This window comes from Pigmentiphaga sp. MLSB6-MA01 (genome assembly GCF_058793475.1).
This window is the reverse complement of sequence record NZ_JBXAFV010000006.1, coordinates 144,379-167,852: the sequence shown is the minus strand read 5'-3', so window position 1 is coordinate 167,852 and position 23,474 is coordinate 144,379. Positions and strand designations below refer to the sequence as shown.

Below are 23,474 nucleotides of genomic sequence, written 5' to 3'. Positions count from 1 at the left end.
TTATCGTTCTAGTGTCCGCAATTTATCCCAGGCACGCCAGGAAAGACATCGGGGCTTGCGCCACGCAATGGCGCAAGCCCCTCCGGTCAATCGGCGTAGACTCCCGCCGCCCGGATGATGGGCGTCCACTTGTCGATCTCACTGCCGAGATGCTTGCGCAGCGATTCGGGCCTGGCCCGGTCGGCGGTCGCCGCCTGCGCCCCCAGCTCCGCCATCTTGCCGCGGAACGTCGGGTCCTGGACCGCCGCCTGCAACGCCGCCGACAGCTTCTCCACCACGGCCGGCGGCGTGCCCTTGGGCGCGTACATCGCATGCCAGATCTTGACCTCGATGCCCGGCAGCCCCTGCTCGGACGCGGCGGGGATATCCTTGAAGGCATCGATGCGCGCGGACTGCATCGCGACATAGGGTTTCACCACGCCGGCCTTGATCTGCCCGGCGACGTTGGTGGTCTGGTCGCACATCAGGTTCACCTGCCCGCCGATGAGATCGGTCAGCGCCGGCGCCGTCCCCTTGTAGGGGACCGTGCCCAGTTGCGTGCCGATCGTGCTCATGAACAACAGGCCGCACAGGTGCGAGGCGGATCCGATGCCGGCATTCGCCAGGAACAGCTTGCTCGAATTGGCCTTGATGTAGGGCAGCAGGTCCTTGAAGCTGTCCGGCGGCAGGCTCCGGGTGCCCAGGAGCACCATGGGCACGTCGGCGATCTCGCCGATCATCTCGAAGTCCTTGAGCGGATCGAAGCCCAGTTGGCGATACAAGGCCGGCGCGGTGGACATGCCGATATGGTGGATCAGCACCGTATGGCCGTCGTTGCGCGCGGTGGCCACCTTCTTGGCGCCGATGGTGCCGCCCGCGCCGCCGACGTTCTCGATCACGATCTGGCCTTTCAGGTGCCTGGCCATGACGGCCGTCACGTCGCGCGCCACCTTGTCGGTGGGACCCCCGGCGGCGAACGGCACGACGGCGACGATGGGCGCGCTGCCCGGGAAGTCCTGTGCCTGGAGCGGCGCTGCCAGCGCAGCCAGGACACCGAGCGATAGTGTGGAAAGAAACTTCATGTCTTGCCTCCTTTCAAGGACGGGTAACGTCGAACAACTGGTTCTTGGTGGAAGGGCCGAACGAGAGCCACGTGCCCTTGAGCGGCTGCTGCTCCACCCCGGGCTTGCTCCAGTCGCACACGCCGCCGGGGAAGATCTGGCGCACGCGCTCCAGTTGCCCGGCGTTCAGCGTGGCCTTGTAGTCGGCCGGATCAACTGCCTTGAGCTGGCACTTGACGATGTTGTCGGCCAGCGGCCCACCAGCGACCAGGCGCGGCGTGGTACCCGCCGGATAGAGCTGGTTGCAGCGCCCTTCGCCATAGGCCGTGGACGGTTCGACGATCTTGTTGCCGCCACTGTCCCAGCAGGCATCGGCCAGCCCCGCGGGCTTGTGCGAGACGACCTTGCGCGGCCTGGACTGGTCGGAGGTGTCGCTCACCACGCCCATCAGCCACTGGTCCATGAGCTGCAGCAGGTTGTCGCCCACCGGGCCGGGTCCGAGCATGACGTGATTGTCGAAATGCCCGTTGGCGGCCTTCAGGCGCTCGCGCACCGAGTACGAGTGGATCTTGTTGTGGATGTCGCCGTTCACCGCGTTATCGAAATAGTCGCGGTTCTCCAGGATGGCGGTCGAGGCCAGGCCGCCTCCGCCATGGGTGATGCGGCCGGACTGGTAGGCGCGGCGGATGGCGTCGATATCGCCGGCCGTGCGCGCCGCCATGGGCTTCAGGTCCACGTCCAATCCGCCGATGTTGGCGTTCAGGTCCAGGAACTCGTCCACCGTGATGGCGCCGTCGTTCAGCGCCTTCAGGCCGTACTGCACGCCGACGTTGTCGATCGGGCGCAGCGCGAAACCCCGGCTGTCCTTGCCATAGACGTTCACCGTGTGGTCATACACGGTCGCCCGGCTGCCGCCGGGATTGTTGACGGGGTGGTACTTCAGGCTTTCCTGGAAGCCCGCCGGGAACGAGACCACCGGATCCAGCCGGCCGGCGCTGCCGCTCATGTTGGCGATGTTGCCGACCTGCAGGTAGCCGGAGATCGCCTTCTTCTTCTCGTCGGTGTAGGCCAGCCCGCCCGCGCGGTTGAAGTAGTTGTTCAGCAGCCGGGAATCGAAGACCTTGAACAGCGTGGCCGAGGTCACGTCCGGGAACACCATGTTCACGATGATGCCGTCGAACAGGCCTGGATAGTTGTCGGACGTCTGGAAGCTCTGGTAGGCGCCGCCCGAGCCGCCGGTGCCTATCGTGTAGACCGGCACGCCGTAGGCCTCGATGAAGCGCTCCTTGGTCATCGCCACGGTCTCGGACGACAGCAGGTCGTTGCAGTTCGAGCCGAAGATGTTCAGCGTGGACGTGACGGCCGCATAGCCCTGCTTCATCCACTCGTCGACGATCAGGGTGCCGAAGGTCGCGCCCTGCGTGTACCAGCCGCCCTGGCAGCCGCCTCCCAGCGGATACATCAGCTTGCCGTTCCAGGCCTTGGAGCGTTTGTTCGGGCCGATCTCGCCGTCGCTGAGCGGATCATGCAGCATGGCCGACTGGTAGATGCCGCGGTTGATGGTGCCCGTCTCCAGCCGCACGAGGTACGGCACCGTGCGCTCGGTCGGCTTGCCCTCGTCGATGGTGATGGTGGCCATGTCGGCCGGATAGACCGTGGGCGTGTTCCAGCGGCTGTTGCCGCCGGACTTGTTCCGGTAGAAATAGTCGACCCGCGTGTTGGTGGAACAGTTCTCGCCGAACGGGCCGTCCAGGGTGCCGCCACCCAGCCGGCCGAAGCTCGTCGTCGTGCACAGGAAGGGCTTCTGGTGCGGACCGGAGATCATCGGCCCCGTGATGGGGTAATTCGTGATTTCCAGCGTGGCGGTCGACTCCCCCACCTGGGCTCGCAGGGTGTTCTTGCCCAGCGCCATGCCGCGCACCAGCCCCTGCCAGGTCCCGTCACCGGCCTGGGTGAAGGCGCGCGACACATCGCTCTTCTCCAGCATGACCACCGGCGTGCCACTGACGCCGGCCGGCACTTCCAGCCGCACCAGCGCGTCATCGCCGGTGACGTAGTCCGGCAGCGAGGACACCGTGCTCAGCTTGAGGGCCGGCGCGGGCGGCGGACCGCCCGGCGATCCGCCGTCACCTCCGTCGCCGCCGCAAGCGGCTGCCAGCACCGCGGCGGCTCCCGTCGCCAGGGCCAGCCGGCCCACGCCATATCCCCGGGCGCGCGCATGCCGCCCGCATTTCTCTTGGGGTCCCATTCCTGCCTCCTCCTATCGCGTGTTTTTGAATCTTCTCGTTACCGCGACGGAGGATGAGCAACACTCGTGCCAACGCGGCCCTGACGCGCGATATCGCGGCAAGAGCCTGTTTTCATTGGCGTTTTTGGATAGGGCCCAGAGGCGGGGACGGCAGGCGCGGCCAGGATTCCGCCATGCGGGCCGCCGGCCGTTCCGGAATTCCGCAACGGCCGGCGAAGCCGGATCAGGTCTCGTCCGCGGGAGGGGGATCGTCCATCGACGAGAACAGGTCCCAGACCGCCATGAACAGCGCGGCGATGAGCGGCCCGATCACGAAACCGTTGATGCCGAACAGCGCCATGCCGCCCAGGGTCGAGATCAGGATCACGTAGTCCGGCATGCGGGTGTCCTTGCCGACCAGGATGGGGCGCAGCACGTTGTCGACCAGGCCGATCACCAGGATGCCGTACAACGTCAGGATGATCCCCTGCAACGTATCGCCGGACAGGATGAAGTAGATGGCGACCGGCCCCCAGATCAGTCCCGCCCCCACCGCCGGCAGCAGCGACAGGAAGGCCATCACGACGCTCCACAGCAGCGCACCCTTGATGCCCAGGATCCAGAAGATCAAACCGCCCAGCATGCCCTGGGTGATGGCCACCACGATGTTGCCCTTGACCGTGGCCCGCACGACGGCGATGAACTTGCGGAACAGGTGGCGCTTGTGCTCTTCCGTCAGCGGCAGGGCCTGGCGGATACGCGCGGACAGGTCCGGGCCGTCGCGCAGCAGGAAGAACAGCAGGTACAGCATGACGCCCAGGCTGATGACGAACTGGAAGGTGTTCTGGCCGATGTTCAACGCCTGGGTGGCGAAGAACTGGCTGCCCCGCGTCGCCACCTCGGCCAGCTTGCTCTGGATGCTGTTCACGTCCACCATGCCGAACTTCTCCAGCAGGCTGCGCGCCGTGGGCGGCAGGGCCGCCATGGCCTGGTCGAGGTAGCCGCGGAAATCGATGTCGCCGGCCTTGATCTGCTCGTAGAACCCCGCGCCCTGGCTGACGATGGTGCCCGCGATGAGCGAGACGGGAATGATCACGATGAGCACGCACACCGCCAGCGTGGCCAGCGCCGCCAGGTTGTTGCGGCCGCCGAAGGCCGTCACCAGCCGCCGCTGCAAGGGGAAGAAGATGATGGCCAGGATGGCCCCCCAGAACACGGCGCCGAAAAACGGCCACAGCAGCCAGCCGAACGCCAGCGTGACCAATACCAGCAGGAGCAGGAAGGTGCGGTATTGCAAAGAGGTCTGGCTCATCGAGGATGTTCCTTCAATGTTCGGGAGGCGTTCGGGTCGTGAAGACGGGCAGGGTCAGGCTCCAGCGGATCGCCACCATGCGGAACAGGAAACCGGTGACCAGCGCGATGGCCGTGGCGTGATCGTGCCCGACGCCGTAGCGCTGCAACAGCACATACAGCGTGCCGGTCGCCAGCGCGACCGAGGCGTAGAGGTCGCGGCGCAGGACCAGCGGCACCTGGTTGCAGAGTATGTCGCGCAGCAGGCCGCCGCAGATGCCCGTGACCATGCCCATCAGCACCACGATGGCCGGGTGCGCGCCGGCCGCCTCGGCCACGTCGCAGCCGATGACGGCGAAAGCGACCAGGCCCAGCGCGTCCAGCAGCAGGAAGGCCATGCGCACCCGGTGCATGTACCGGACCAGGAACGCCGCGGCCAGGGCCGCGCCCACGGTGAAGAACAGATATTCGGGATGGGCCACCCAGCCCAGCGGGTAGTGGCCCAGCAGTACGTCGCGGATCGAGCCGCCTCCCAGGGCCGTGACCGTGCCGACCACGCAGACCCCGAACAGGTCCATGCGCCGTCTCATGCCCATGATCGCGCCCGAGGCGGCCTCGGCCGTGATCGCGACCAGATAAATCACTTGCAGCAACATAAGCGGGGCCGGTCGGCCGTCTCCTTTTTCCTGCGCGCCGGAGAACAGACGCGCGAACCTGGCGGATTATCGCATCCGCCGGGCCGCCCGAGCCGGACGGCCCGGCCTACCCGCCGACGGCCGGCAGCGCCGCCATCAGGGTCGCGCGGAAGTCCTCCATCACGGGCGGCACCTTGAAACCCCGCCGCGTCACCTGATAGAGGTCCAGGCTGACCGCCGGCTTGGTCAGCAGGTCGGTCGCCACCCGGTGCCGGTGGCAGGCCACCAGCGCGAAGGTGGGGATGACGGCCGTGCCCAGTCCGGCCTCCACCATGGAGATCAGAGTCTCGAAGAAGTTGAAGCTGGGACGGTCCTCGTTGCCGCGCCCGATCTTCTCCAGGTGCGGCTCGATCAGGCGCTGGATGGGATTGGCGGCGGGCAGGCCGATCAGCGGCACGTCGCGCAGGCTGGCCCAGGCGGCGGTTCCCACCGGCCGGCCGGGCGCTCCCTCGGTGGGCGCAACGCGCATCAACCGGAACTGGCCCACCGGGGCCCGGTCCAGCCCCGCCAGCTGCTTGAAAAAAAACCCCAGGCCGATGTCGGCCTCGCCACCGGCGACCAGCGCCTCCACCTGCTGCAGATCGGTATCGACCAGGCGCAGCTCGACGTAGGGATGGGACCCCTTGAACAACTGGAACACCCGGGGCAGGATGTTGGAAGAAATCAGCGGCGTGGCCGCGATGCGCAGCGTCTGCCGCGCACGCCGGCCGGCCACGCCCAGCTTGGACACCACCTCTTCCAGGTCGCCCACCACCCGCTGCGCCACCGGCAGCAGGTCGCGGCCGGCATCGGTCAGCACCACCATGCGGGTCGTGCGGTCGAACAGGCGGCAATCGAGCTGCTTTTCCATCTCGCGGATCATGATGCTGAGCCCGGCCTGCGTCATGTGGGCCTTCTCGGCGGCACGGGTGAAATTGCCGATCCGCGCGACGTGCAGGAACACCTGCAACTGGCGCAATGAGAGATTCATAAAACTCTAATATGTATTCATATCATATCTAAACTTCAAAAATAGTACGTTCTGGCGCTTAATACCAGCACCGGCGGCCCCAGAACGGGATCCGCGCGAGAAAATTCTTCACGAGGGTGCGAACATGAGCAGCAAAGAGGACGTGGTCATCATCGGCGCCGGGATAGGCGGACTGACGCTGGCCCTGAGTCTCCACCAGGCCGGCATCGCCTGCCGCATCTATGAGGCGGTGCCCGAACTGCGGCCCCTGGGCGTGGGCATCAACGTCCTGCCTCACGCGGCGCGCGAGCTGTCCGAACTGGGGCTGCTGCCGGAACTGGACAAGGTGGGCGTGCGCACGCGCGAATCCATCTTCTTCAACGAGCACGGCCAGTTCGTGTTCCGCGAGGCCGCGGGCCTGGCCGCCGGCTTCGACTGGCCGCAATACTCGATCCACCGGGGCGACCTGCAGACCGTGCTGTTCGACGCCGTCAGGCAGCGCCTGGGCCCGGACGCCGTGGTCTGCGGCCAGCGCTGTACCGGCGCCACGCAGGATGACGAATCGATCACCGCGCACTTCGTCTCGCCCGAGGGCGAGCGCCTGCCCGACGTGCGGGCCCGCCTGCTGGTCGCCTGCGACGGCGTGCATTCGGCCCTGCGCAAGCAGCTCTATCCGCAGGAAGGCGCGCCGCGCTATTCGGGCGTCAACATGTGGCGCGGGACCACGGTGTGGCAACCGTTCCTGAGCGAGGCCAGCATGGTGCGCGCGGGCTGGCTGGACGTGGGCAAGATGGTGATCTACCCCATCCGCAACGACGTCGACGGCAAGGGCGGCCAATTGATCAACTGGGTGGCGGAAATCACCGACCCCAACCCGGCCATCCGCGACTGGAGCCGGCCGGGCCGGCTGGAAGACTTCCTGCCCGCCTTCGAGGACTGGCATTTCGACTGGCTGGACGTTCCCGCCCTGATCCGGTCCTCGGACTCCATCCTGGAGTACCCGATGGTGGACCAGGATCCGCTGCCCACCTGGACCCAGGGCCGCCTGACGCTGCTGGGCGACGCCGCCCATCCCATGGTGCCGCGGGGCTCGAACGGCGCGGGCCAGGCCATCATCGACGCGCGCTATCTGGCGGGCCAGTTGAAGCAGCGCGGCCTGACCACGGAAGCCCTGCGGGACTACGACAAGGTCCGGGTCGCCGCGACCACGCAGGTGGTGCTGACCAACCGCACGAATCCGCCCGACGCCATCCTGCGCGAAGTCTACGAACGCACCGGCGGCAAGCGCTTCGAGCAGCTCGACCCCATCGTCTCGCAGGCCGAACTGCAAGCCATCTCCGACAACTACAAGAAGGTGGCGGGCTACAGCCCGGCCTCGCTGAAGGCCCGGCCTTCGTTCCTCTGACCCCGTCGCGGTCCGCGACGGACCGCCCCCTTTCCCGGAGCCGCCTTGAGCGGCTTTATTTTTGCAAAAACCGAAATTATTGATAAATTTTATCGAAATCCTGACCCAATATTTAAAATAAAAGTATCTGATATTGATACTTTTAAAAAAATACCCGACAATCTCCGTCACATCATCGACCGCCCCATCCGGCACAGGCCGGCACGTGGAGCAAGGAGACATCATGGCAGCGCGCATTCCCATACAAAGTCTGCATCACTTCGCCTACCGGTGCAGGGACGCCGAAGAAACCCGCCACTTCTACGAGGATCTGCTGGGCCTGCCGCTCGCGCACGTGATCCGGGCCGACAACGTGCCCAGCACCGGCGAATACTGCCCGTACGTCCACATCTTCTTCGAGATGCGGGACGGTTCCTACATGGCCTTCTTCGACCTGGGCGACGGCCAGGCGGCCGAGCCCTCCGCCAATACCCCCGACTGGGTCAACCACATCGCGCTGCAGGTCGAATCCGAGGCCGAGCTCCACGCGGCCCGCGCCAGGCTGGAAGCGGCCGGCGTCGAGGTCCTGGGCGTGACGGACCACGGTTTCGTCAGGTCCATCTACTTCTTCGACCCCAACGGCATCCGGCTCGAACTGACCACCCGCACCGCGCCCGCCGCCCGGCTCGACGAATTCAAGGCCTCGGCCCACGCCGAACTGGCGGACTGGGTCCGCACCCGGCCCCTGGCCGCCAGCCGCTAACCGCCAGCCCAGCAACCCACAAGGAAACCGCGTCATGTCCACGCCGTCCAAGCACTCCTTCGACCGCATTCCCGTCATCCTGCAATTCCGCGAGCCGGTCGAGATGGTGGAAACCTACGGCTTCAACGGCAGCCAGGGCTACACCGTGCTCGAAGGCCAGCGGCTGGTGCCCCGCAACGTACCATCCAAGGTCGTGTTCCTGTTCATGCATCCGACCTCGACACTGCAACTGCTGCCCATGCCCGTGGCACTGGCCGAGTCGGGCATGCACGTGCTGTGCGCCGGCAGCCGCTACGCCAAGAACGACTCCGCGTTGATCATGGAGAAGGTGGCGGCCGACCTGGGCGCCTACATGCGCCACGCGCGCGAAGACCTGGGCTACGAAAAGGTGGTGCTGGTCGGCTGGTCCGGCGGCGGCGCGCTGTCGCTGTTCTACGAGGCCCAGGCCGAAACGCCGTCGATCACGCACACGCCGGCGGGCGACCCCTATGACCTGACGCAAGCCGGCCTCACGCCGGCCGATGGCATCATCTTCATCGCCGCCCACCTGAGCCGGCCGGAAACCCTGACCGAATGGCTGGATCCCTCGGTCCGCAACGAGCTGGACCCCGAGGACCGGGATCTCGAACTCGACATCTACGCCCCCGACTGCCCCAACCGGCCGCCCTTCTCGCAAGACTTCGTGGCGCGCTTCCGGGCGGCGCAGCTGGCGCGCAATCGCCGCATCAGCGCCTGGGTGCTCGATACGCTGGACCGGCTCAAGCGCTCGCCGTCGGGCGAGCGGGAACGCGGCTTCGTGGTCCATCGCACCATGTGCGACGTGCGCTGGCTCGATCCCGCGATCGACCCCAATGGCCGCAAGCCGGACTGGTGCTACCTGGGCGATCCGCGCGTGGTCAATTCCGGCCCCGCCGGCCTGGCCCGGTTCAGCACGCTGCGCAGCTGGCTGTCGCAATGGTCCTACGATCACTCCAACATCAAGGGCCCCATGAACGCGGCGCGGATACGCCAGGTTCCCGTCCTGCAGATCGAGAACGAGGCGGACGACGCCGTGCCCGCCACCCACAACCCCCTGATCCACGCCGCGCTCGGCACCCCGGACAAGGAACTCGTTCAGATCCAGGGAGCGACCCACTACTACCTGGGGCAGCCCAGGCAACTCGCGCAGTGCATGGAGACCATCGTCGACTGGACCCGCCGCAAGATCTCCGCGGACTTCGAGGCCCTCCCCCCCGCCTCCGGGGAGCGCTGACCCGGCAAACCGGGCCGGGATTGATTACCATCATGGCTGCGACGCGCCGGCCCGCACGGCCGGCGCGTCGAATACCGAGACCCATCGATCCCGACATGTCCCAGTTCGCAAAAGTCCTCCAGATCCTGGATCTGTTCTCCGAAGCCAGGACCACGCTGGCGGCCGAGGAAATCGCCGACCTGCTCGAAGTTTCCCGGCCCACCGCCTTCCGCTACGTCAAGCAGTTGTGCGAAACCGGACTGCTGGCGAAGATCGCCGGGCGCTACGCGCTGGGCGCGAAGATCATCGAACTCGACTACCGCATCCGGCGGTCCGAGCCCATCCTGCTGGCCAGCCGCGCCAGCATGCGCGAACTGGCCCAGCGCACGGCCATGACGGTCGTGCTGTGCAACATCTACGGCGACGAGATCGTGCACAGCCACCATGAGCTCGTGAGCGAACCCGCCCCCATGAGCCTGGACCGCGGCCACCTGATGCCGCTGTTCAAGGGCGCCGCACCGGCGGTGATCCTGGCCAACCTCCAGACATCGCGCCTGAAGCGGCTGTACGAGCGCCACCAGGCCGATCCCGACGTGCTCGGCATCGCCGGCGACTGGCCGTCTTTCGCCCGGCACTACAAGCGCATACGCAAGGACGGGCACTATGTCTCGCGCGAGGAGATCGACCCGGGCGTCATCGGCATCGCGGCGCCCATCTTCAACGATGGGCGCCACGTCGTCGGCGCCACCACCCTGGTATACGAAAAAGAACGCGAGAAACTCGTGAACGAGGAAGGCTATGCCGAACTGGTGCGGCACTGCGCCGCGACGGTGACGCAGGCCATCGCCGCCGCGGCGCAACGGGCTACTTGAAATCGGCGTTCGGGTCCTGGCCGCCCTGCCCCTGGCCTTCCCCGTAGGCGCCGCCTCCGCCGTAGCTTTCGCCATACGAGCTGTCCACCTCGATCTTGACGCTGCCCGGATCCACCACGGCCTGGTCGCCCTTGTAGTGCATGACCAGTCCCGGCACCAGCATCACGATGGCCACCATCAGCAGCTGGATCACGATGAACGGGATCGATCCCCAGTAGATCTGGCCGGTGGTGACCTTGGCGATGCGCTTGCCCGTGACCTTGTCCAGATAGTCTTCCTTGGGCGCCACCGAACGCAGGTAGAACAGCGCGAAGCCGAACGGCGGGTGCATGAAGGAAGTCTGCATGTTGACCGCCAGCAGCACGCCGAACCAGATCAGGTCTATGCCCATCTTCTCGGCCACCGGTCCCAGCAGCGGCACGATGATGAAGGCCAGCTCGAAGAAATCCAGGAAGAAGGCCAGCACGAAGGTCAGCACGCTGACGACGATCAGGAAGCCCCACTGGCCGCCCGGCACCGAGGTCAGCAGGTGCTCGACCCACAGGTCGCCGCTGACGGCCCGGAAGGTCAGGCCGAACACGGTCGAACCGATCAGGATGAACACGACGAAGCAGGATAGCTTGGTGGTGGTATCCATGGCCTGCTTGAGCAGATTCAGCGACAGGCGCTTGCGGATGAGCGCCATCGCGATCGCCCCCACCGCGCCCATCGCGCCCCCCTCGGTGGGGGTGGCCACGCCGATGAAGATGGTCCCCAGCACCAGGAAGATCAGGAACAGCGGCGGGATCATCACGAAGGTCACCCGCTCGGCCAGCGCCGACAGCCACCCCAGCCGCAGCACCTTGTTGGTCGCCGCGATGACGAAGGCCGACACGCCCCAGATCAGCATGGTCAGCACGATGCGCTCGTCCACCGGCGCGGTGCCGTGTTCGAGATAGTCCCCGACCAGCGCCGCGATCGCCGCCGAAACAAGCATCAGCACCAGCAGCGAGCGGCCGCCGCGCGTCCCGTTGGGCTCCTGGAAGCGCCGCGCCTCTTCGGGCAGGGCCGGCGCGCTGGCCGGCCGGAACAGCGACGCCAGCACCACATACACGACATAGGCCCCGGCCAGCAGGAAGCCGGGCAGCATCGCGCCCCGGTACATGTCGCCGATCGACCGGCCCAGCTGGTCGGCCAGGATGATCAGCACCAGCGACGGCGGGATGATCTGCGACAACGTGCCCGAGGCCGCGATCACGCCCGAGGCCAGCCTGCGGTCATAGCCGTAGCGCAGCATGATAGGCAGCGAGATCAGGCCCATGGAGATGACCGACGCCGACACGACTCCCGTGGTGGCCGCCAGCATCGCGCCGACGAACACCACGGCGATGGCCAGCCCGCCGCGCAGCGAGCCGAACAGCTGGCCGATGGTCTCGAGCAGATCCTCCGCCATGCCTGAGCGCTCCAGCACCAGCCCCATCAAGGTGAAGAAAGGCACGGCCAGCAGCGAATCGTTGGCGATGATGCCGAACACCCGTTGCGGCAGGGCCTGGAACAGTACCGGCGTCAGCAAGCCGAATTCGATGCCGATCAGCGCGTACAACATGCCGTTGGCGGCCAGCGCGAACGCCACCGGGAATCCCAGCAGCAGGAAAAGTACCAGGTTGGCGAACATGATCGGTGCCAGGTTCGCGATCAGGAAGTCGATCATCAGCGGCCTCCCTGCGTGCCGCCGTGGGCGGCGGCCTCGCGTGCCCGCGCCTCGCGGGCGATTTCCTCGGCCAGTTCTTCCTCCGCGGTCTTGCCCCGCTCCCGCTCGCGCGGGTCGGGTCCCCTGCCCATCAGGAAGGCCACGCACTTGATCAGGTGCGAGAGCCCGGCCAGCACCAGCAGGAAAAAGCCGGCCGGAATCAGCAGCTTGACGGGCCAGCGCACCAGCCCGCCCGAATTGGAGGACTGCTCACCGGTCACGAAGGAGTCGACGAACACCGGCCAGGACAGCCACATGATCAGCACGCACGCCGGCATCAGGAAGAACACGACCCCGAGAATCTCGATCCAGATCTGCGTACGCTGCGACAGCTTCTGCGCGACGATGTCCACGCGCACATGTTCGTTCTTCAACAGGGTATAGCCCGCCGCCAGCAGGAAGATGGCGCCGAACAGATACCACTGCAGCTCGAGCCAGGCGTTGGAACTGGTGTGGAAGACCTTGCGCACAATGGCGTTGCCCGCGCTGACGACCACCACGACCAGGGTCAGCCAGGTGACGGCCTTGCCGACAAGCAGGTTCAGCTTGTCGACGAGGCGCGAAAAAGCGAGGAGAGCATTCATGGTTGTAGACCGATGCTGAACGAAAAACGCCTGGCGCGAGGCCAGGCGAACGATTCCTGCTTCAGGAGCGTGGCGGGGAACCGGGTAGGTAGCGCCACGCTGGTACCCCCTACTTGCGGATGGTGGACATGTAGCCGTCGAAATTGCCCTCGGCCACCCGGAACCATGGCAGCACATTGCTCCGGAAGGCAACCATGCTGTCATAGACCTTCTTGAACTCGGGGCTCTTGGCGCTCATCTCGGCGTAGAGCTTGTTGGCCTCGACATAGCAGGCGTCCATGACCGGTTTCGGAAAAGCCCGCAACTGCGCGCCCTGCGAGATCAGCCGGCGCAGCGCCGCGGGATTCTCGGCGTCGTACTTGGCGATCATGTCGTTGGTGGCCGCGGCGCACGCCTGGTCCAGCACGGCCTGGTACTGCTTGGGCAGCTTGTTGTAGGCGTCCTGGTTCACATACAGCGACACCTGCAGCGTGCCTTCCCACCAGCCTGGGTAGTAGTAGTTCTTGGCAACCTTGTGGAAACCGAGCTTCTCGTCATCGTAGGGGCCTATCCATTCGGCCGCGTCGATCGTGCCCTTTTCCAGCGCCGGATAGATATCGCCGCCGGCGATCTGCTGCGGCACCACGCCCAGGCGAGACAGCACGGCGCCGGCGAATGCGCTGACGCGGAACTTCAGCCCCTTCAGGTCCTCGACCGACTTGATCTCCTTGCGGAACCAGCCGCCCATCTGCGTGCCGGTATAGCCGCAGGGGAAATTGACGACGTTGTACTTCTTGAAGACTTCGCGCAGCAGCTTGAGGCCGTCGCCGTGGCGCATCCAGGCGTTCATCTGGCGCGTGTTGAGCCCGAAGGGTACCGCCGCGTCGAAGCTGAGCGTGGGGTCCTTGCCGTAGTAGTAATAAGAGGCGCTGTGGCCGCATTCGATGGTGCCGTTCTGCACGCTGTCGAGCACCTGCAGCGCGGGCACGATTTCCCCGGCGGGAAAGGCCCGGATCGTGAACTTCCCGCCGGTGGCCTCGGACACGTACTTGGCCACGGCCTCGCCGCCGCTGTAGATCGCGTCGGCGCTGCGGGGAAAACTGGAAGCAAGGCGCCAGGTCACGGTGGGCGCGTCCTGGGCGAACACAGGGGCTGCCAACGTCACGCCGCCAGCGGCGGCGCCCACGGTTGCCTTGGTCAGAAAGGAACGGCGGTGCATGTGCGGGTCTCCCGGGTGGTGTGGAACCCACGGGCGGCACCGGTCCTGTCATAAGGCGTCACGAGACTGCAACCGGTGCAAAACAAGTGCCACCCATAGGAAAGGGCAATACATCATAACGGGAGGCTCATGCGCTGCATTCCTAAGGGAAACCCTGATTCACCGGCAAGGGAATCCGCCCGCCTCCGCCGATCAATCGGCCCCTATCCTGGCTTCCCGGACCACCCGCTTCCACTTCACCAGCTCGGATCGCAGCAGCGCGCCCAGTTGCTCCGGCGTACTGGGTTCGGCCAGGGCACCCAGCGAGGCGAACTGCTGCTGGACCTCCGGCAACCGCAGAATGGCGGCGATCTCGTCGTGCAGGCGCGCCACGATCGCGGGCGGCATGCCCGCGGGACCGAACACGCCGGTCCATACATCGACCTCGCCTTCGGGCAGCCCCAGTTCCCGCAAGGTAGGGACGTCGGGCAACAACGGGCTGCGCCGCGCGCTGGTGATGGCGAGCGGGCGCACCTTGCCCAGCTTCGCCTGCGGCGCCGAAGTCAGCACCAGGTCGAACATCGCGTCGACGTGGCCGCCCAGGAGGTCGTTCAAGGCCGGAGCGCTGCTCTTGTACGGGACGTGCAGCAGCGGAATGTGCGCGGCGCTCTTGAGCAGTTCCCCCGCCAGGTGATTGGACGTGCCCGCCCCGGCCGACGCATAGGTGATGGGTTGGGCGCGCGACTTCGCCAACGCCAGGAACTGGGCGAAGTCCGCCGCGGGCAGGGACGGATGGACCACCAGCACGAGGGGCAGCGAGTTCACCAGCGAGATGGGCGTGAAGTCCTTGACCGGATCGAAATCGACCCGGTTGATGAGCGGATTCATGACCTGGGAGCTGACGCCGCCATACAGGATGGTGTAGCCATCGGGCGCGGCCGTCGCGGCGTGCTTGACGCCGATCGCGGTACTGGCCCCCGGCCGGTTCTCCACGATGACGGGCTGGCCCAGCCGCTGGCCGAGCTTCTGGGCCAGCGCCCGCGTCAGCACATCGGCGGTGCCGCCCGGCGCGAAAGGCACGATGAACCGGATCGGCCGATCGGGGTACTGCTCCGCCCGCGCGACGGGCAAGGTCATACAGGTGATCGAAATCCCGATGGCCGCTTGCATGCATAGAGTGCGAATCATGGTCGTATCCTCAAGAGCCGGTGAACGGCGCGCGTGACGGCGATGCCGCCGGCCGGCCGCGCCTGGCGCAAGCCGGCCGGCACGGTTCACAACGTGTATTCAGGCAGATCTATGCCCAGCCCGGCCGCCTTGCTCCGGATCTCGGCCAGCGTGGACACGAAGGCCGCGTGCTCGACATCGGGAGGCGCCGCGCCCAGCCCGGCCTTGGCCACCGTGAGGTCGAGCCGCGCGAACAGATCCTGCTCCTCGTTGACGTTCGACGACGAATGGAACCCGCCCAGTTCGATATTCTCGATGACATCGATCATGGCCGTCCTCACGTTCTCGCGGACCGCGTCCGAGACCTGCGGCAGGCGATACGCCAGGTACTCCCAGCCCATGCCGATATGGCGGACCTCGTCTGCCAGGATGCGGCCGAGGACGGCCCGCGCGACGGGATCGGTCGTATGGTGATAACGGACGCGGAATATCTCGACCGCGAAGTACTCGCTGACACAGTGCCAGCATGCCAGCACGGCCTCGGGGGTGTAGTCGGGATTCATGCCCCGCTCGCGCAGGCCCGCCACCAGCCGCTTGCGAGGGGCCCCTTCCGGCGGTTCGGGCAGGTAGCCACCCAGCTTCTCCGCCATCAGGTAGGAAGCCTCGATGTGCTTGGCCTCGTCCATGAACTTGGTCGCCAGGGCCAGCTTGATCATGCCGGGACGCCCTCCCTCGAAGGCGAACCGCAGCAGCACGGTAGGCGATTCGGCCAGGCCGGTGTACTCGCTCCAGGCGCGGCGGCTCCAGAAGACGCGGGCCGCGTACAGCTCTTCCTCTGTGTATTTGCCCAGGTCCAGCTGGTTCCAGGGGATGTCCGTGACCGGATCCCAGTTCGATCCCTTCGCGACGGTCCAGATGCGTTCGACCCGCGGCAGCGATTCGCCAAGGTTCAGCGGAAACCGCTGTTCGGAAATTCCGGGAAAACCGGTTACGGGCATGAAAGACGATGGCTGTGCTGACATCTCGGCTCCTTGTGATTCCGTTTTCATAACTAACCAACTGATTAGTTAACAGTCTAGAAACCGGGGTCGAAGCCTGTCAAGACAATTCTTTCAACACTGACTTTGACAGCGCCGCGACGCACTGCTTAGAATTAACCAACCGGATAGTTATTTAACGAACAAGGAGACCGCCATGATCATCAAGACCCCCATCGGGCCATCGGGCCGCCCTTATTCCCAGGCGCTGGACGTCGCCGGCGGCAAACACATGATCTTCGTATCGGGCCAGCTGGCGCGGGCCGATCCGGACCACGCCCACCATCCCGGCGACCTCGGCCGGCAGGCCCGGGAGATCTTCGCCAACATGGACGCGCTGCTGCGCGAGGCGGGCGGTTCGCTGGCCGACGTGGTCAAGATCACCGCGTTCCTCACGACGCTGGAAGGCTACGCGGACTATTCCGCCATCCGGCGCGAAGTCTTCGCCGACCCCCTGCCCGCCAGTTCGACAGTACAGGTCTCGTCCCTCGTCACGCCCGGATGCCTGATCGAAATCGAAGCCGTCGCGATACTATGAACGCCATCGGCCGCCCTTCCAAAGACCGCTCCATGGCATCACGCACTTCGCCTCTCCGCCAGAAGGCCTCCCCCACTCCGCGCAAGGCCGTGCGCGACAGCGTCGCCACCCGCAGCGCGATCCTCGATTCGGCCGAGAAGATCTTCGCCCGCGATGGACTGCGCAGCACCCGCACCGAGGAAATCGCCGCGGGCAGCGGCGTCACCAAGGCGATGATCCACTACTACTTCGACACCAAGGAGGCCCTGTACCAGGCGGTGCTCGACCGCGTGTTCCAGGATCGCGAACAAGGGATGGACTTCAGTTCCCTGCGCAGGCTTCCCCCCGTCGACGCCCTGCATGCCTTCGTGGAAAGACTGCTGCAGCAGATGGTCGCCAAGCCCCACCTGGGCCCGCTGTTCGCGCTGGAGAACATCCAGAACGACGGCGCGTTCTACAACCGCAACGGCGGCAAGCTGTACCGGACACTGGCCGACATCCTCGAACGCGGCGTGGCGGACGGCTCGTTCCGGCAGCAGGACCCGGGCCATGCGGCCGTCAACATCATGGGCGCCTGCGTGCATTTCTTCAACGTGTCGTCGAACATCCGGACGCTGTGGCCCAAGGACAAGGCCGACACCACCGCGTCGATGATCAACCATTGGCGCGCCGTGGTCGAGTTCGTCATGTGCGCGGTGCTGGCCCCGCCCCCGGAGCCGAGCGCCAGGAATCCGCGCCAGCCGCGGCTGGCGGCCCTATGAACGCGGCTCAGGCGGTGGACGCGCTGCTGGCGCGCATCGGCCCGGCCTGGGGCGACGATATCCGGACGCATCGGGACCAGGTGCTGGAGGCCTATGCGCCCCTGCTGGAAGCAACGGCAGCGGCGGGCCCGGCCTGCACGCGCAACCTCGCCTACGGGCCCGACCCGCGCCACGTCCTGGACCTCTACCGCGACGCAGCCTTCGCCGGCCCCCTGCCCGTCGTGGTGTTCATGCATGGCGGCGCCTACGTGCGGGGGGACAAGGACATTGCCCCGCGCGTGTACGCGAACGTCCCCACCTGGTTCGCCCGGCAGGGCTACCTGGGCGTCAACCTGGAATACCGGCTCGCGCCCGGCGCGCCCTATCCCGGCGGCGCCGAAGACCTGGGACGCGCGCTGGCGTGGATGCGGACGAACATCGCCGCGCACGGCGGCGATCCCGAGAGGATGTTCGTGATCGGCCATAGCGCGGGCGGCACGCACGTCGCCCACCATGCCCTCGACCCGCAACTGCCTTATCGGGGCGAGGGACTGCGGGCAGCGGCCATCCTGTCGGGCCGGCTGCGTGCCGATGCGCTGCCGGCCAACCCCAACGCCGCCGGGGTCCGCGCGTACTTCGGCAACGACGAAAGCCGGTACGAGGCGCTGTCCCCGGTCAGCATGGCGACGCCAACCGCCATCCCGCTGTTCGTGGCGATCGCCGAATACGAGAACCCGCTGCTGGACGTCTACGGCGCGGAGTTCTTCCACCGCCTGCGGGCATGCGGGCACCGGGCGAACCAGTTCCTCATGCTGCCGCGCCACAACCACATGTCCATCATGGCCCACTTCGACACGGGCGAAGATTTCCTGGGACGCCAGCTGTGCGGCTTCTTCGCGCGGCACGGCGCCGCCGCGTAAAGGCAGCGGGTCAGGCCGGCGCGAGGCGGGGCGCCGCCGGCCGGCGGATCAGGAAGACGATCAGCGCGGCCACCAGACAGGCCGCGCCAGCGGCATACAAGGCCGGGGTGTAGGTCAGCATCTGCGTACGGACCACCCCCGCGCCATACGCGGCGATCGCGCCGCCAACCTGGTGGCCGGCGAACACCCAGCCGAACACCATGCCCGCCTTCTCCTTGCCGAACTCGGCCGCCGCCAGCTTGACCGTGGGCGGCACGGTGGCGATCCAGTCCAGGCCGTAGAACATCGCGAACAGCGACAGGCCATACAGCGTGAACGCCGAGTGCGGCAGCCAGAACAGCGACAGGCCGCGCAGGCCGTAGTACCAGAACAGCAGCTTGCGATTGTCGTAGCGGTCGGACAGCCAGCCCGAAAGGATGGTGCCGACGAAATCGAACGCGCCCATCATCGCCAGCACCGAGGCGGCCGGCAGCGCGGCCAGCCCGAAGTCTCCGCACAGCGAGATGAAGTGCGTCTGGATCAGGCCGTTGGTGCTCAGGCCGCAGACGAAGAAGGTGCCGAACAATACCCAGAATGTCCGGTTGCCGGAGACGCCGCGCAGCACCTGGAGCGGCGCCAGGAACGACGGGCGCGACATGGCGGGCGCGGCCACCGGAGCGTGCGGATCCGCGCCATAGGGCGCGAGGCCGAGGTCCCGCGGACGGTCGCGCACCAGCAGGAAAGCCAGCACGGCCACGGCCAGGCAGCACGCCACCACCGGCACCACCGCCATGCGCCAGCCCACGTGCTCGATCAGCCACGCCGCGACCGGCAGGAACACCAGTTGCCCCGTGGCGGCGCTGGCCGTCAGCAGGCCCAGCACCAGCCCGCGCCGCTGGTCGAACCAGCGCGTGGCGACCACCGCGCCCAGCACCACGGCCGTCAGGCCGGTGCCGAACCCCAGCAGCAGCCCCCACAGGGCCACCAGATGCCAGACCTCGGACATGCGCGTGGCCAGCAGCAGCCCGGATGCCACCAGGACCATGGCCGTGCACATGATGCGGCGCAGGCCGTAGCGCTCCATCAGGATGGCGGAGAACGGCCCCATCAGGCCGAACAGCGCGAAACGCACCGCCAGCGCGGACGAGATCTGGTCGACGCTCCAGCCGAACTCGCGGGACAGCGGTTGCAGGAAGGCGCCGGGCAGGCCCAAGGCCGCCGATGACGACAACATGGTCAGGAAGGCCAGCGCCACCATGACCCAGGAGAAGTGGATGCCTCGCCGGGCCAGCCAGCGCGATACGGGATGGGCGAACACGATGCGGTCCTGTCAGGGGGTGGGAAGGGAACCGTCTTCGGGGAGCAGGTGCCTGCGGGCCGCGTCCAGGATCTGCTCGGAAATGGGGTCCGCCGCCGTGGCCCGCGCCATCAGCAGCGCGCCCACCATCAGGGACAGCTCGACCAGTGCGCGCTCGCGGTCCGCGGCCTCGTCGCCGCTGTCGCGCAGCGCGGCCAGCGAATCGACCAGCCCGTGGATACCCTCGACATAGCTCTGGCGAACCGGCCTGTCGGACGGTTCGCGAGCCACGTCCACCGCCAGCGACGCCGCCGGACAACTGTTGCCGGCGTCGTCGCGCGCCCGCCGCGACAGATAGGCTTCGACGATGAAGCGCAGCGCGGCGGCGGCATCGCCCGCGCGGGCGGTCCGCTCCCGCCAGCGTTCCAGCGATAGCGCGAAGGCCTTGGCGCAGGCGGCCGCGGCCAGCGCGTCCTTGGACTCGAAATGCCCGTAGAAACCGCCATGGGTCAATCCGGCCGCCGCCATGAGGTCGGCCACGCTGACCCCCTTGATCCCTTGTTCCCGGATCAGGCGCGCCGAGGCTTCCTCGATGGCGGCGCGGTTCTTTTCGGTCTGTTGTCGCGATACACGGGGCATGCCGCCCTCCTGGCCATGGAGGGCGAATAATAAATGATGCCTATAATTTATTCAATAGATGTCACTCATCATTTATTTCACCCTCCTCGCGGGCCTTGCGCCGGTAGGCCAGCCGGTACAGGGCGGGCAGGACCAGCAGGGTCAGCGCGGTGGACGAGATGATGCCGCCTATGACCACCGTCGCCAGCGGCCGCTGCACCTCCGCGCCGGTCCCTGTCGCCAGCGCCATGGGGACGAAGCCCAGCGACGCGACCAGCGCGGTCATGAGCACCGGCCGCAGGCGCGTGGCGGCGCCCAGGCGGACCGCCTGCTCCAGCGGATGGCCTTGCGCCCTGAGCGACCGGATGAAGGACAGCATCACCAGTCCGTTCAGCACCGCCACGCCCGAGAGCGCGATGAAACCGACGGCCGCCGAGATGGACAGCGGGATGCCGCGCAGCCACAGCGCCAGCATGCCGCCGGTCAGCGCGAACGGAATGCCGGTGAACACGATCAGGCCATCGCGCAGGTTGCCGAACATGGCGAACAGCAGCGCGAAGACCAGCAGCAGCGATATCGGCACGACCCATTGCAGACGCTCGGTGGCGGACTGCAATTGCTCGAAGGTACCGCCCCAGGCCGTCCAGTAGCCGGGCGGGATGCGCACCGACGCCGCGATGCTGTCCTGGGCATCCGACACGAACGAGCCCAGGTCGCGGCCGCGCACGTTGGCGCTGACCACGATGCGCCGCTTGCCGTCTTCGCGGCTGATCTGGTTGGGACCGGGCGCCAGTTCGAAGCGGGCCAGTTCGGCCAGCGGCACGAATGCCACGCGCGCCTGGCCTTCGCCCCGGGGCAGCGCCACCGGCAGGCGCTTGAGCGCCTCGATGTCGCCGCGTACTTCGTCGGCCAGCCGCACCAGGATGTCGAACCGACGGTCGCCCTGGAAGAAGATGCCCGCCTCGCGCCCGCCCACCGCGGTGGCGATGGTCTCCTGCACCTCGGCCAGGCTCACGCCGTAGCGCGCGGCCTTCTGCCGGTCGACCTCGATGGTCAGCATGGGCAGGCCGGCGGTCTGCTCGGCCTTGACCGAATCCGCCCCCGGCAGGCGCGCCATGATCGCCGCGATCTCGGCCGCCGTGCGTTCCAGCTGCGCCATGTCATCGCCGAAGATCTTGACGGCGACGTCGCTGCGCACGCCCGAGATCAGCTCGTTGAAGCGCATCTGGATCGGCTGCGTGAACTCGTAGTTGTTGCCGGGCACGCCCTCCACCACGGTCCGGATGGCGGCCACCACCTCCTCGTGGGAACGGCGGGGCCGCGGCCAGGCGTCCAGCGGCTTGAGCATGACATAGGTGTCGGCGATATTGGGCGGCATGGGATCGGAGGCGATTTCGGCCGTCCCGATCTTGGCGAACACCCGTTCGACCTCCGGCACCTTGGTGACCTGCCGCTCCAGCTCCTCCTGCATCGCGATGGCCTGGGTCAGGCTGGTGCCGGGGATCCGCAGCACCTGCACCGCCAGGTCGCCCTCGTCCAGGCTGGGGATGAACTCCGCGCCCAGCCGCGTCGCGACGGCCAGCGCCAAGGCCACGGCCACCGCGCCGAAGGTCAGCACCACCGGCGTGTTGGCGAGCGAACGGTTCAGCAGCGGTTCGTACAGCCGGCGCGCGCCGGCCATCAGGCGGTTCTCCTTCTCCTGCACGCGGCCATCGAGCAGCAGCGCCACCGCGGCCGGCACGAAGGTGATCGACAGGATCATCGCGCCCAGGAGCGCCAGCACCACGGTGATCGCCATGGGATGGAACATCTTGCCCTCCACCCCCGTCAGGGCGAAGATCGGCAGGTAGACGATCATGATGATGAGCTGGCCGAAAATCAGCGGCCGCCGCGCCTCTTTCGAGGCCTCGAACACTTCGCCGAAGCGCTCGGCGCGCGTCAGCGTCCGCCCCGCCGCGGCCTGGGCATGCGCAATCCGCCGTACGCAGTTCTCGACGATGACCACCGCGCCATCGACGATGATGCCGAAGTCCAGCGCCCCCAGGCTCATCAGGTTGGCGCTGACCTTGTAGGACACCATGCCCGTGAAGGTGAACAGCATGGACAAGGGGATGACCATGGCCGTGATGAGCGCCGCCCGGATGTTGCCCAGGAACATGAACAGCACGACGATGACCAGGATCGCGCCTTCCAGCAGGTTCTTCTTGACCGTGGCGATGGCCTTGTCGACCAGCGTGGTCCGGTCGTAGACCGTCACGGTCTTCACGCCCGGCGGCAGGGTCTTGTTGATGGCCGCCAGCCGTTCGTCCACGGCCCGCGACACCGCGCGGCTGTTCTCGCCGATCAGCATGAACACGGTGCCCAGCACCACTTCCCTGCCGTTCTCGGTGGCGGCGCCGGTGCGCAGTTCGCGGCCCATCTGCACCTCGGCGATGTCGCGCACGCGTATGGGCTGGCCCTGGGCCTGGCTGACGATGACCTCGCGGATGTCCTCCAGGGATCCGACCTGTCCGGGCGCGCGCACCAGGTATTGCTCGCCGCCCCGCTCGATGTAGCCGGCCCCGACGTTGACGTTGTTGCGCTCCAGCGCGGTCACTACGTCCGCCAGCGTCAGGCCGTGGGCCGCCATGCGCTCCAGGTTGGGCGCGACGAGGTACTCCTTCGCGTAGCCCCCGATGGTGTTGACGTCGGTCACCCCGGGCACCGTCCGCAGTTGCGGGCGGACGACCCAGTCCTGGATCTCGCGCAGATCGGCCAGGGTGTAGGGGCCGCCATCCGGCTTGCGCGCGCCCGGCTCGGCCTCGACCGTCCACATGTAGATCTCCCCCAGTCCGGTCGAGATCGGCCCCAGGGTGGGCGTGACGCCCGCCGGCAGGGCTTCGCGCGCCTCCTGGATGCGCTGGTTGACCAGTTGGCGGGCGAAGTAGATGTCGGTGTCGTCGCGGAAGATGACGGTCACCTGCGACAGGCCGTAGCGCGACAGCGACCGCGTCTGCGCGAGCCCGGGCAGTCCCGCCATGGTGGTCTCGACCGGATAGGTGATGCGCTGTTCGGTCTCCAGCGGCGAATAGCCCGGCGCGGACGTGTTGATCTGCACCTGGACGTTGGTGATGTCGGGCACCGCGTCGATGGACAGACGGGTGAAGTTGTAGAAGCCCAGCGCGGCCACGCCGAATACCGCCAGCATGACCAGCCATCGTTGCTCGATGGCGAAACGGATGATCCGTTCGAACATGAGAGTCTTCCTGTCTGGCGGGT

General features: G+C 67.0%; 20 protein-coding genes. 7 read left to right on the top strand and 13 right to left on the bottom strand.

Features of this window, described 5'->3' with window-relative positions:
- Window positions 1-86: 86 nt before the first annotated feature.
- The 5 genes from AC1Q6E_RS12380 to AC1Q6E_RS12360 form a co-directional block, all read right to left on the bottom strand.
- Window positions 87-1,061, bottom strand: coding sequence for a tripartite tricarboxylate transporter substrate-binding protein (locus AC1Q6E_RS12380; protein WP_296558770.1), 975 nt, complete (start codon window positions 1,059-1,061; stop codon window positions 87-89).
- A gap of 13 nt (window positions 1,062-1,074) precedes the next feature.
- Complete coding sequence (locus tag AC1Q6E_RS12375) at window positions 1,075-3,288, bottom strand: DUF6351 family protein (protein ID WP_492572829.1); 2,214 nt, start codon at window positions 3,286-3,288, stop codon at window positions 1,075-1,077.
- A 223-nt stretch (window positions 3,289-3,511) separates the two neighbouring features.
- Complete coding sequence (locus AC1Q6E_RS12370) at window positions 3,512-4,579, bottom strand: AI-2E family transporter (protein WP_152797645.1); 1,068 nt, start codon at window positions 4,577-4,579, stop codon at window positions 3,512-3,514.
- A gap of 13 nt (window positions 4,580-4,592) precedes the next feature.
- Window positions 4,593-5,207 carry a trimeric intracellular cation channel family protein gene (locus tag AC1Q6E_RS12365; RefSeq protein ID WP_296558784.1) on the bottom strand — a complete coding sequence of 205 codons (615 nt, stop codon included), beginning with the start codon at window positions 5,205-5,207 and terminating at the stop codon, window positions 4,593-4,595.
- A 112-nt stretch (window positions 5,208-5,319) separates the two neighbouring features.
- Complete coding sequence (locus AC1Q6E_RS12360; protein ID WP_152797643.1) at window positions 5,320-6,222, bottom strand: LysR family transcriptional regulator; 903 nt, start codon at window positions 6,220-6,222, stop codon at window positions 5,320-5,322.
- A gap of 124 nt (window positions 6,223-6,346) precedes the next feature.
- On the opposite strand from AC1Q6E_RS12360, the gene AC1Q6E_RS12355 reads away from it, so the two are divergent.
- The 4 genes from AC1Q6E_RS12355 (at window position 6,347) to AC1Q6E_RS12340 (ending at window position 10,451) form a co-directional block, all read left to right on the top strand.
- Entirely contained in the window at window positions 6,347-7,606 is a 1,260-nt protein-coding gene (locus AC1Q6E_RS12355; protein WP_152797642.1) for a flavin-dependent oxidoreductase, read from the top strand.
- Window positions 7,607-7,829: 223 nt separating this feature from the next.
- On the top strand, window positions 7,830-8,348 hold the full coding sequence (locus tag AC1Q6E_RS12350) for a VOC family protein (RefSeq protein ID WP_152797641.1): 519 nt from the start codon (window positions 7,830-7,832) through the stop codon (window positions 8,346-8,348).
- A gap of 34 nt (window positions 8,349-8,382) precedes the next feature.
- Complete coding sequence (locus AC1Q6E_RS12345; protein WP_492572828.1) at window positions 8,383-9,600, top strand: alpha/beta fold hydrolase; 1,218 nt, start codon at window positions 8,383-8,385, stop codon at window positions 9,598-9,600.
- Between the two features lie 95 nt (window positions 9,601-9,695).
- Complete coding sequence (locus AC1Q6E_RS12340) at window positions 9,696-10,451, top strand: IclR family transcriptional regulator (RefSeq protein ID WP_296558761.1); 756 nt, start codon at window positions 9,696-9,698, stop codon at window positions 10,449-10,451.
- On the opposite strand, the gene AC1Q6E_RS12335 is transcribed toward AC1Q6E_RS12340, so the two are convergent.
- The 5 genes from AC1Q6E_RS12335 to AC1Q6E_RS12315 form a co-directional block, all read right to left on the bottom strand.
- Window positions 10,444-12,138 (bottom strand): TRAP transporter large permease, encoded by a 1,695-nt coding sequence (locus tag AC1Q6E_RS12335; RefSeq protein ID WP_296558783.1) that lies wholly within the window; start codon window positions 12,136-12,138, stop codon window positions 10,444-10,446. The genes AC1Q6E_RS12340 and AC1Q6E_RS12335 overlap by 8 nt on opposite strands.
- A gap of 2 nt (window positions 12,139-12,140) precedes the next feature.
- A complete protein-coding gene (locus AC1Q6E_RS12330; protein ID WP_152797637.1) occupies window positions 12,141-12,764 on the bottom strand; it encodes a TRAP transporter small permease subunit in 624 nt (207 codons plus the stop codon).
- 109 nt (window positions 12,765-12,873) lie between these two features.
- Complete coding sequence (locus tag AC1Q6E_RS12325; protein WP_152797636.1) at window positions 12,874-13,962, bottom strand: TRAP transporter substrate-binding protein; 1,089 nt, start codon at window positions 13,960-13,962, stop codon at window positions 12,874-12,876.
- A 192-nt stretch (window positions 13,963-14,154) separates the two neighbouring features.
- Complete coding sequence (locus tag AC1Q6E_RS12320) at window positions 14,155-15,129, bottom strand: Bug family tripartite tricarboxylate transporter substrate binding protein (RefSeq protein WP_152797635.1); 975 nt, start codon at window positions 15,127-15,129, stop codon at window positions 14,155-14,157.
- 86 nt (window positions 15,130-15,215) lie between these two features.
- Window positions 15,216-16,130, bottom strand: coding sequence for a ferritin-like domain-containing protein (locus tag AC1Q6E_RS12315; RefSeq protein WP_492572827.1), 915 nt, complete (start codon window positions 16,128-16,130; stop codon window positions 15,216-15,218).
- A gap of 172 nt (window positions 16,131-16,302) precedes the next feature.
- On the opposite strand from AC1Q6E_RS12315, the gene AC1Q6E_RS12310 reads away from it, so the two are divergent.
- The 3 genes from AC1Q6E_RS12310 to AC1Q6E_RS12300 are packed head-to-tail and all read left to right on the top strand — an operon-like array spanning window position 16,303 to window position 18,322.
- Window positions 16,303-16,683, top strand: a complete 381-nt coding sequence (locus AC1Q6E_RS12310) for a RidA family protein (protein WP_492572826.1) — start codon at window positions 16,303-16,305, stop codon at window positions 16,681-16,683.
- Between the two features lie 32 nt (window positions 16,684-16,715).
- Window positions 16,716-17,423 (top strand): TetR/AcrR family transcriptional regulator, encoded by a 708-nt coding sequence (locus AC1Q6E_RS12305; protein ID WP_492572825.1) that lies wholly within the window; start codon window positions 16,716-16,718, stop codon window positions 17,421-17,423.
- Complete coding sequence (locus AC1Q6E_RS12300) at window positions 17,420-18,322, top strand: alpha/beta hydrolase (protein ID WP_152797631.1); 903 nt, start codon at window positions 17,420-17,422, stop codon at window positions 18,320-18,322. Before AC1Q6E_RS12305 ends, AC1Q6E_RS12300 begins: the two co-directional genes overlap by 4 nt.
- Before the next feature lie 10 nt (window positions 18,323-18,332).
- On the opposite strand, the gene AC1Q6E_RS12295 is transcribed toward AC1Q6E_RS12300, so the two are convergent.
- From AC1Q6E_RS12295 to AC1Q6E_RS12285, 3 genes are all read right to left on the bottom strand, one after another.
- The gene (locus tag AC1Q6E_RS12295) at window positions 18,333-19,619 is read right to left on the bottom strand and encodes an MFS transporter (protein ID WP_492572824.1); all 1,287 of its coding nucleotides are present in this window, start codon (window positions 19,617-19,619) and stop codon (window positions 18,333-18,335) included.
- A 12-nt stretch (window positions 19,620-19,631) separates the two neighbouring features.
- A complete protein-coding gene (locus tag AC1Q6E_RS12290; protein WP_492572823.1) occupies window positions 19,632-20,237 on the bottom strand; it encodes a TetR/AcrR family transcriptional regulator in 606 nt (201 codons plus the stop codon).
- 61 nt (window positions 20,238-20,298) lie between these two features.
- Window positions 20,299-23,451, bottom strand: a complete 3,153-nt coding sequence (locus AC1Q6E_RS12285; protein ID WP_492572822.1) for an efflux RND transporter permease subunit — start codon at window positions 23,449-23,451, stop codon at window positions 20,299-20,301.
- Window positions 23,452-23,474 lie beyond the last annotated feature (23 nt).

Excerpts from the sequence above, each read along its gene's own strand:
- AC1Q6E_RS12305 (WP_492572825.1), top strand. The coding sequence starts at position 16,716 with ATGGCATCACGCACTTCGCCTCTCCGCCAGAAGGCCTCCCCCACTCCG.
- AC1Q6E_RS12345 (WP_492572828.1), top strand. The coding sequence starts at position 8,383 with ATGTCCACGCCGTCCAAGCACTCCTTCGACCGCATTCCCGTCATCCTG.
- AC1Q6E_RS12375 (WP_492572829.1), bottom strand. The coding sequence starts at position 3,288 with ATGGGACCCCAAGAGAAATGCGGGCGGCATGCGCGCGCCCGGGGATAT.
- AC1Q6E_RS12380 (WP_296558770.1), bottom strand. The coding sequence starts at position 1,061 with ATGAAGTTTCTTTCCACACTATCGCTCGGTGTCCTGGCTGCGCTGGCA.
- AC1Q6E_RS12370 (WP_152797645.1), bottom strand. The coding sequence starts at position 4,579 with ATGAGCCAGACCTCTTTGCAATACCGCACCTTCCTGCTCCTGCTGGTA.
- AC1Q6E_RS12285 (WP_492572822.1), bottom strand. The coding sequence starts at position 23,451 with ATGTTCGAACGGATCATCCGTTTCGCCATCGAGCAACGATGGCTGGTC.
- AC1Q6E_RS12310 (WP_492572826.1), top strand. The coding sequence starts at position 16,303 with ATGATCATCAAGACCCCCATCGGGCCATCGGGCCGCCCTTATTCCCAG.
- AC1Q6E_RS12340 (WP_296558761.1), top strand. The coding sequence starts at position 9,696 with ATGTCCCAGTTCGCAAAAGTCCTCCAGATCCTGGATCTGTTCTCCGAA.
- AC1Q6E_RS12315 (WP_492572827.1), bottom strand. The coding sequence starts at position 16,130 with ATGTCAGCACAGCCATCGTCTTTCATGCCCGTAACCGGTTTTCCCGGA.
- AC1Q6E_RS12290 (WP_492572823.1), bottom strand. The coding sequence starts at position 20,237 with ATGCCCCGTGTATCGCGACAACAGACCGAAAAGAACCGCGCCGCCATC.
- AC1Q6E_RS12300 (WP_152797631.1), top strand. The coding sequence starts at position 17,420 with ATGAACGCGGCTCAGGCGGTGGACGCGCTGCTGGCGCGCATCGGCCCG.
- AC1Q6E_RS12355 (WP_152797642.1), top strand. The coding sequence starts at position 6,347 with ATGAGCAGCAAAGAGGACGTGGTCATCATCGGCGCCGGGATAGGCGGA.
- AC1Q6E_RS12360 (WP_152797643.1), bottom strand. The coding sequence starts at position 6,222 with ATGAATCTCTCATTGCGCCAGTTGCAGGTGTTCCTGCACGTCGCGCGG.
- AC1Q6E_RS12330 (WP_152797637.1), bottom strand. The coding sequence starts at position 12,764 with ATGAATGCTCTCCTCGCTTTTTCGCGCCTCGTCGACAAGCTGAACCTG.
- AC1Q6E_RS12320 (WP_152797635.1), bottom strand. The coding sequence starts at position 15,129 with ATGATTCGCACTCTATGCATGCAAGCGGCCATCGGGATTTCGATCACC.
- AC1Q6E_RS12350 (WP_152797641.1), top strand. The coding sequence starts at position 7,830 with ATGGCAGCGCGCATTCCCATACAAAGTCTGCATCACTTCGCCTACCGG.
- AC1Q6E_RS12325 (WP_152797636.1), bottom strand. The coding sequence starts at position 13,962 with ATGCACCGCCGTTCCTTTCTGACCAAGGCAACCGTGGGCGCCGCCGCT.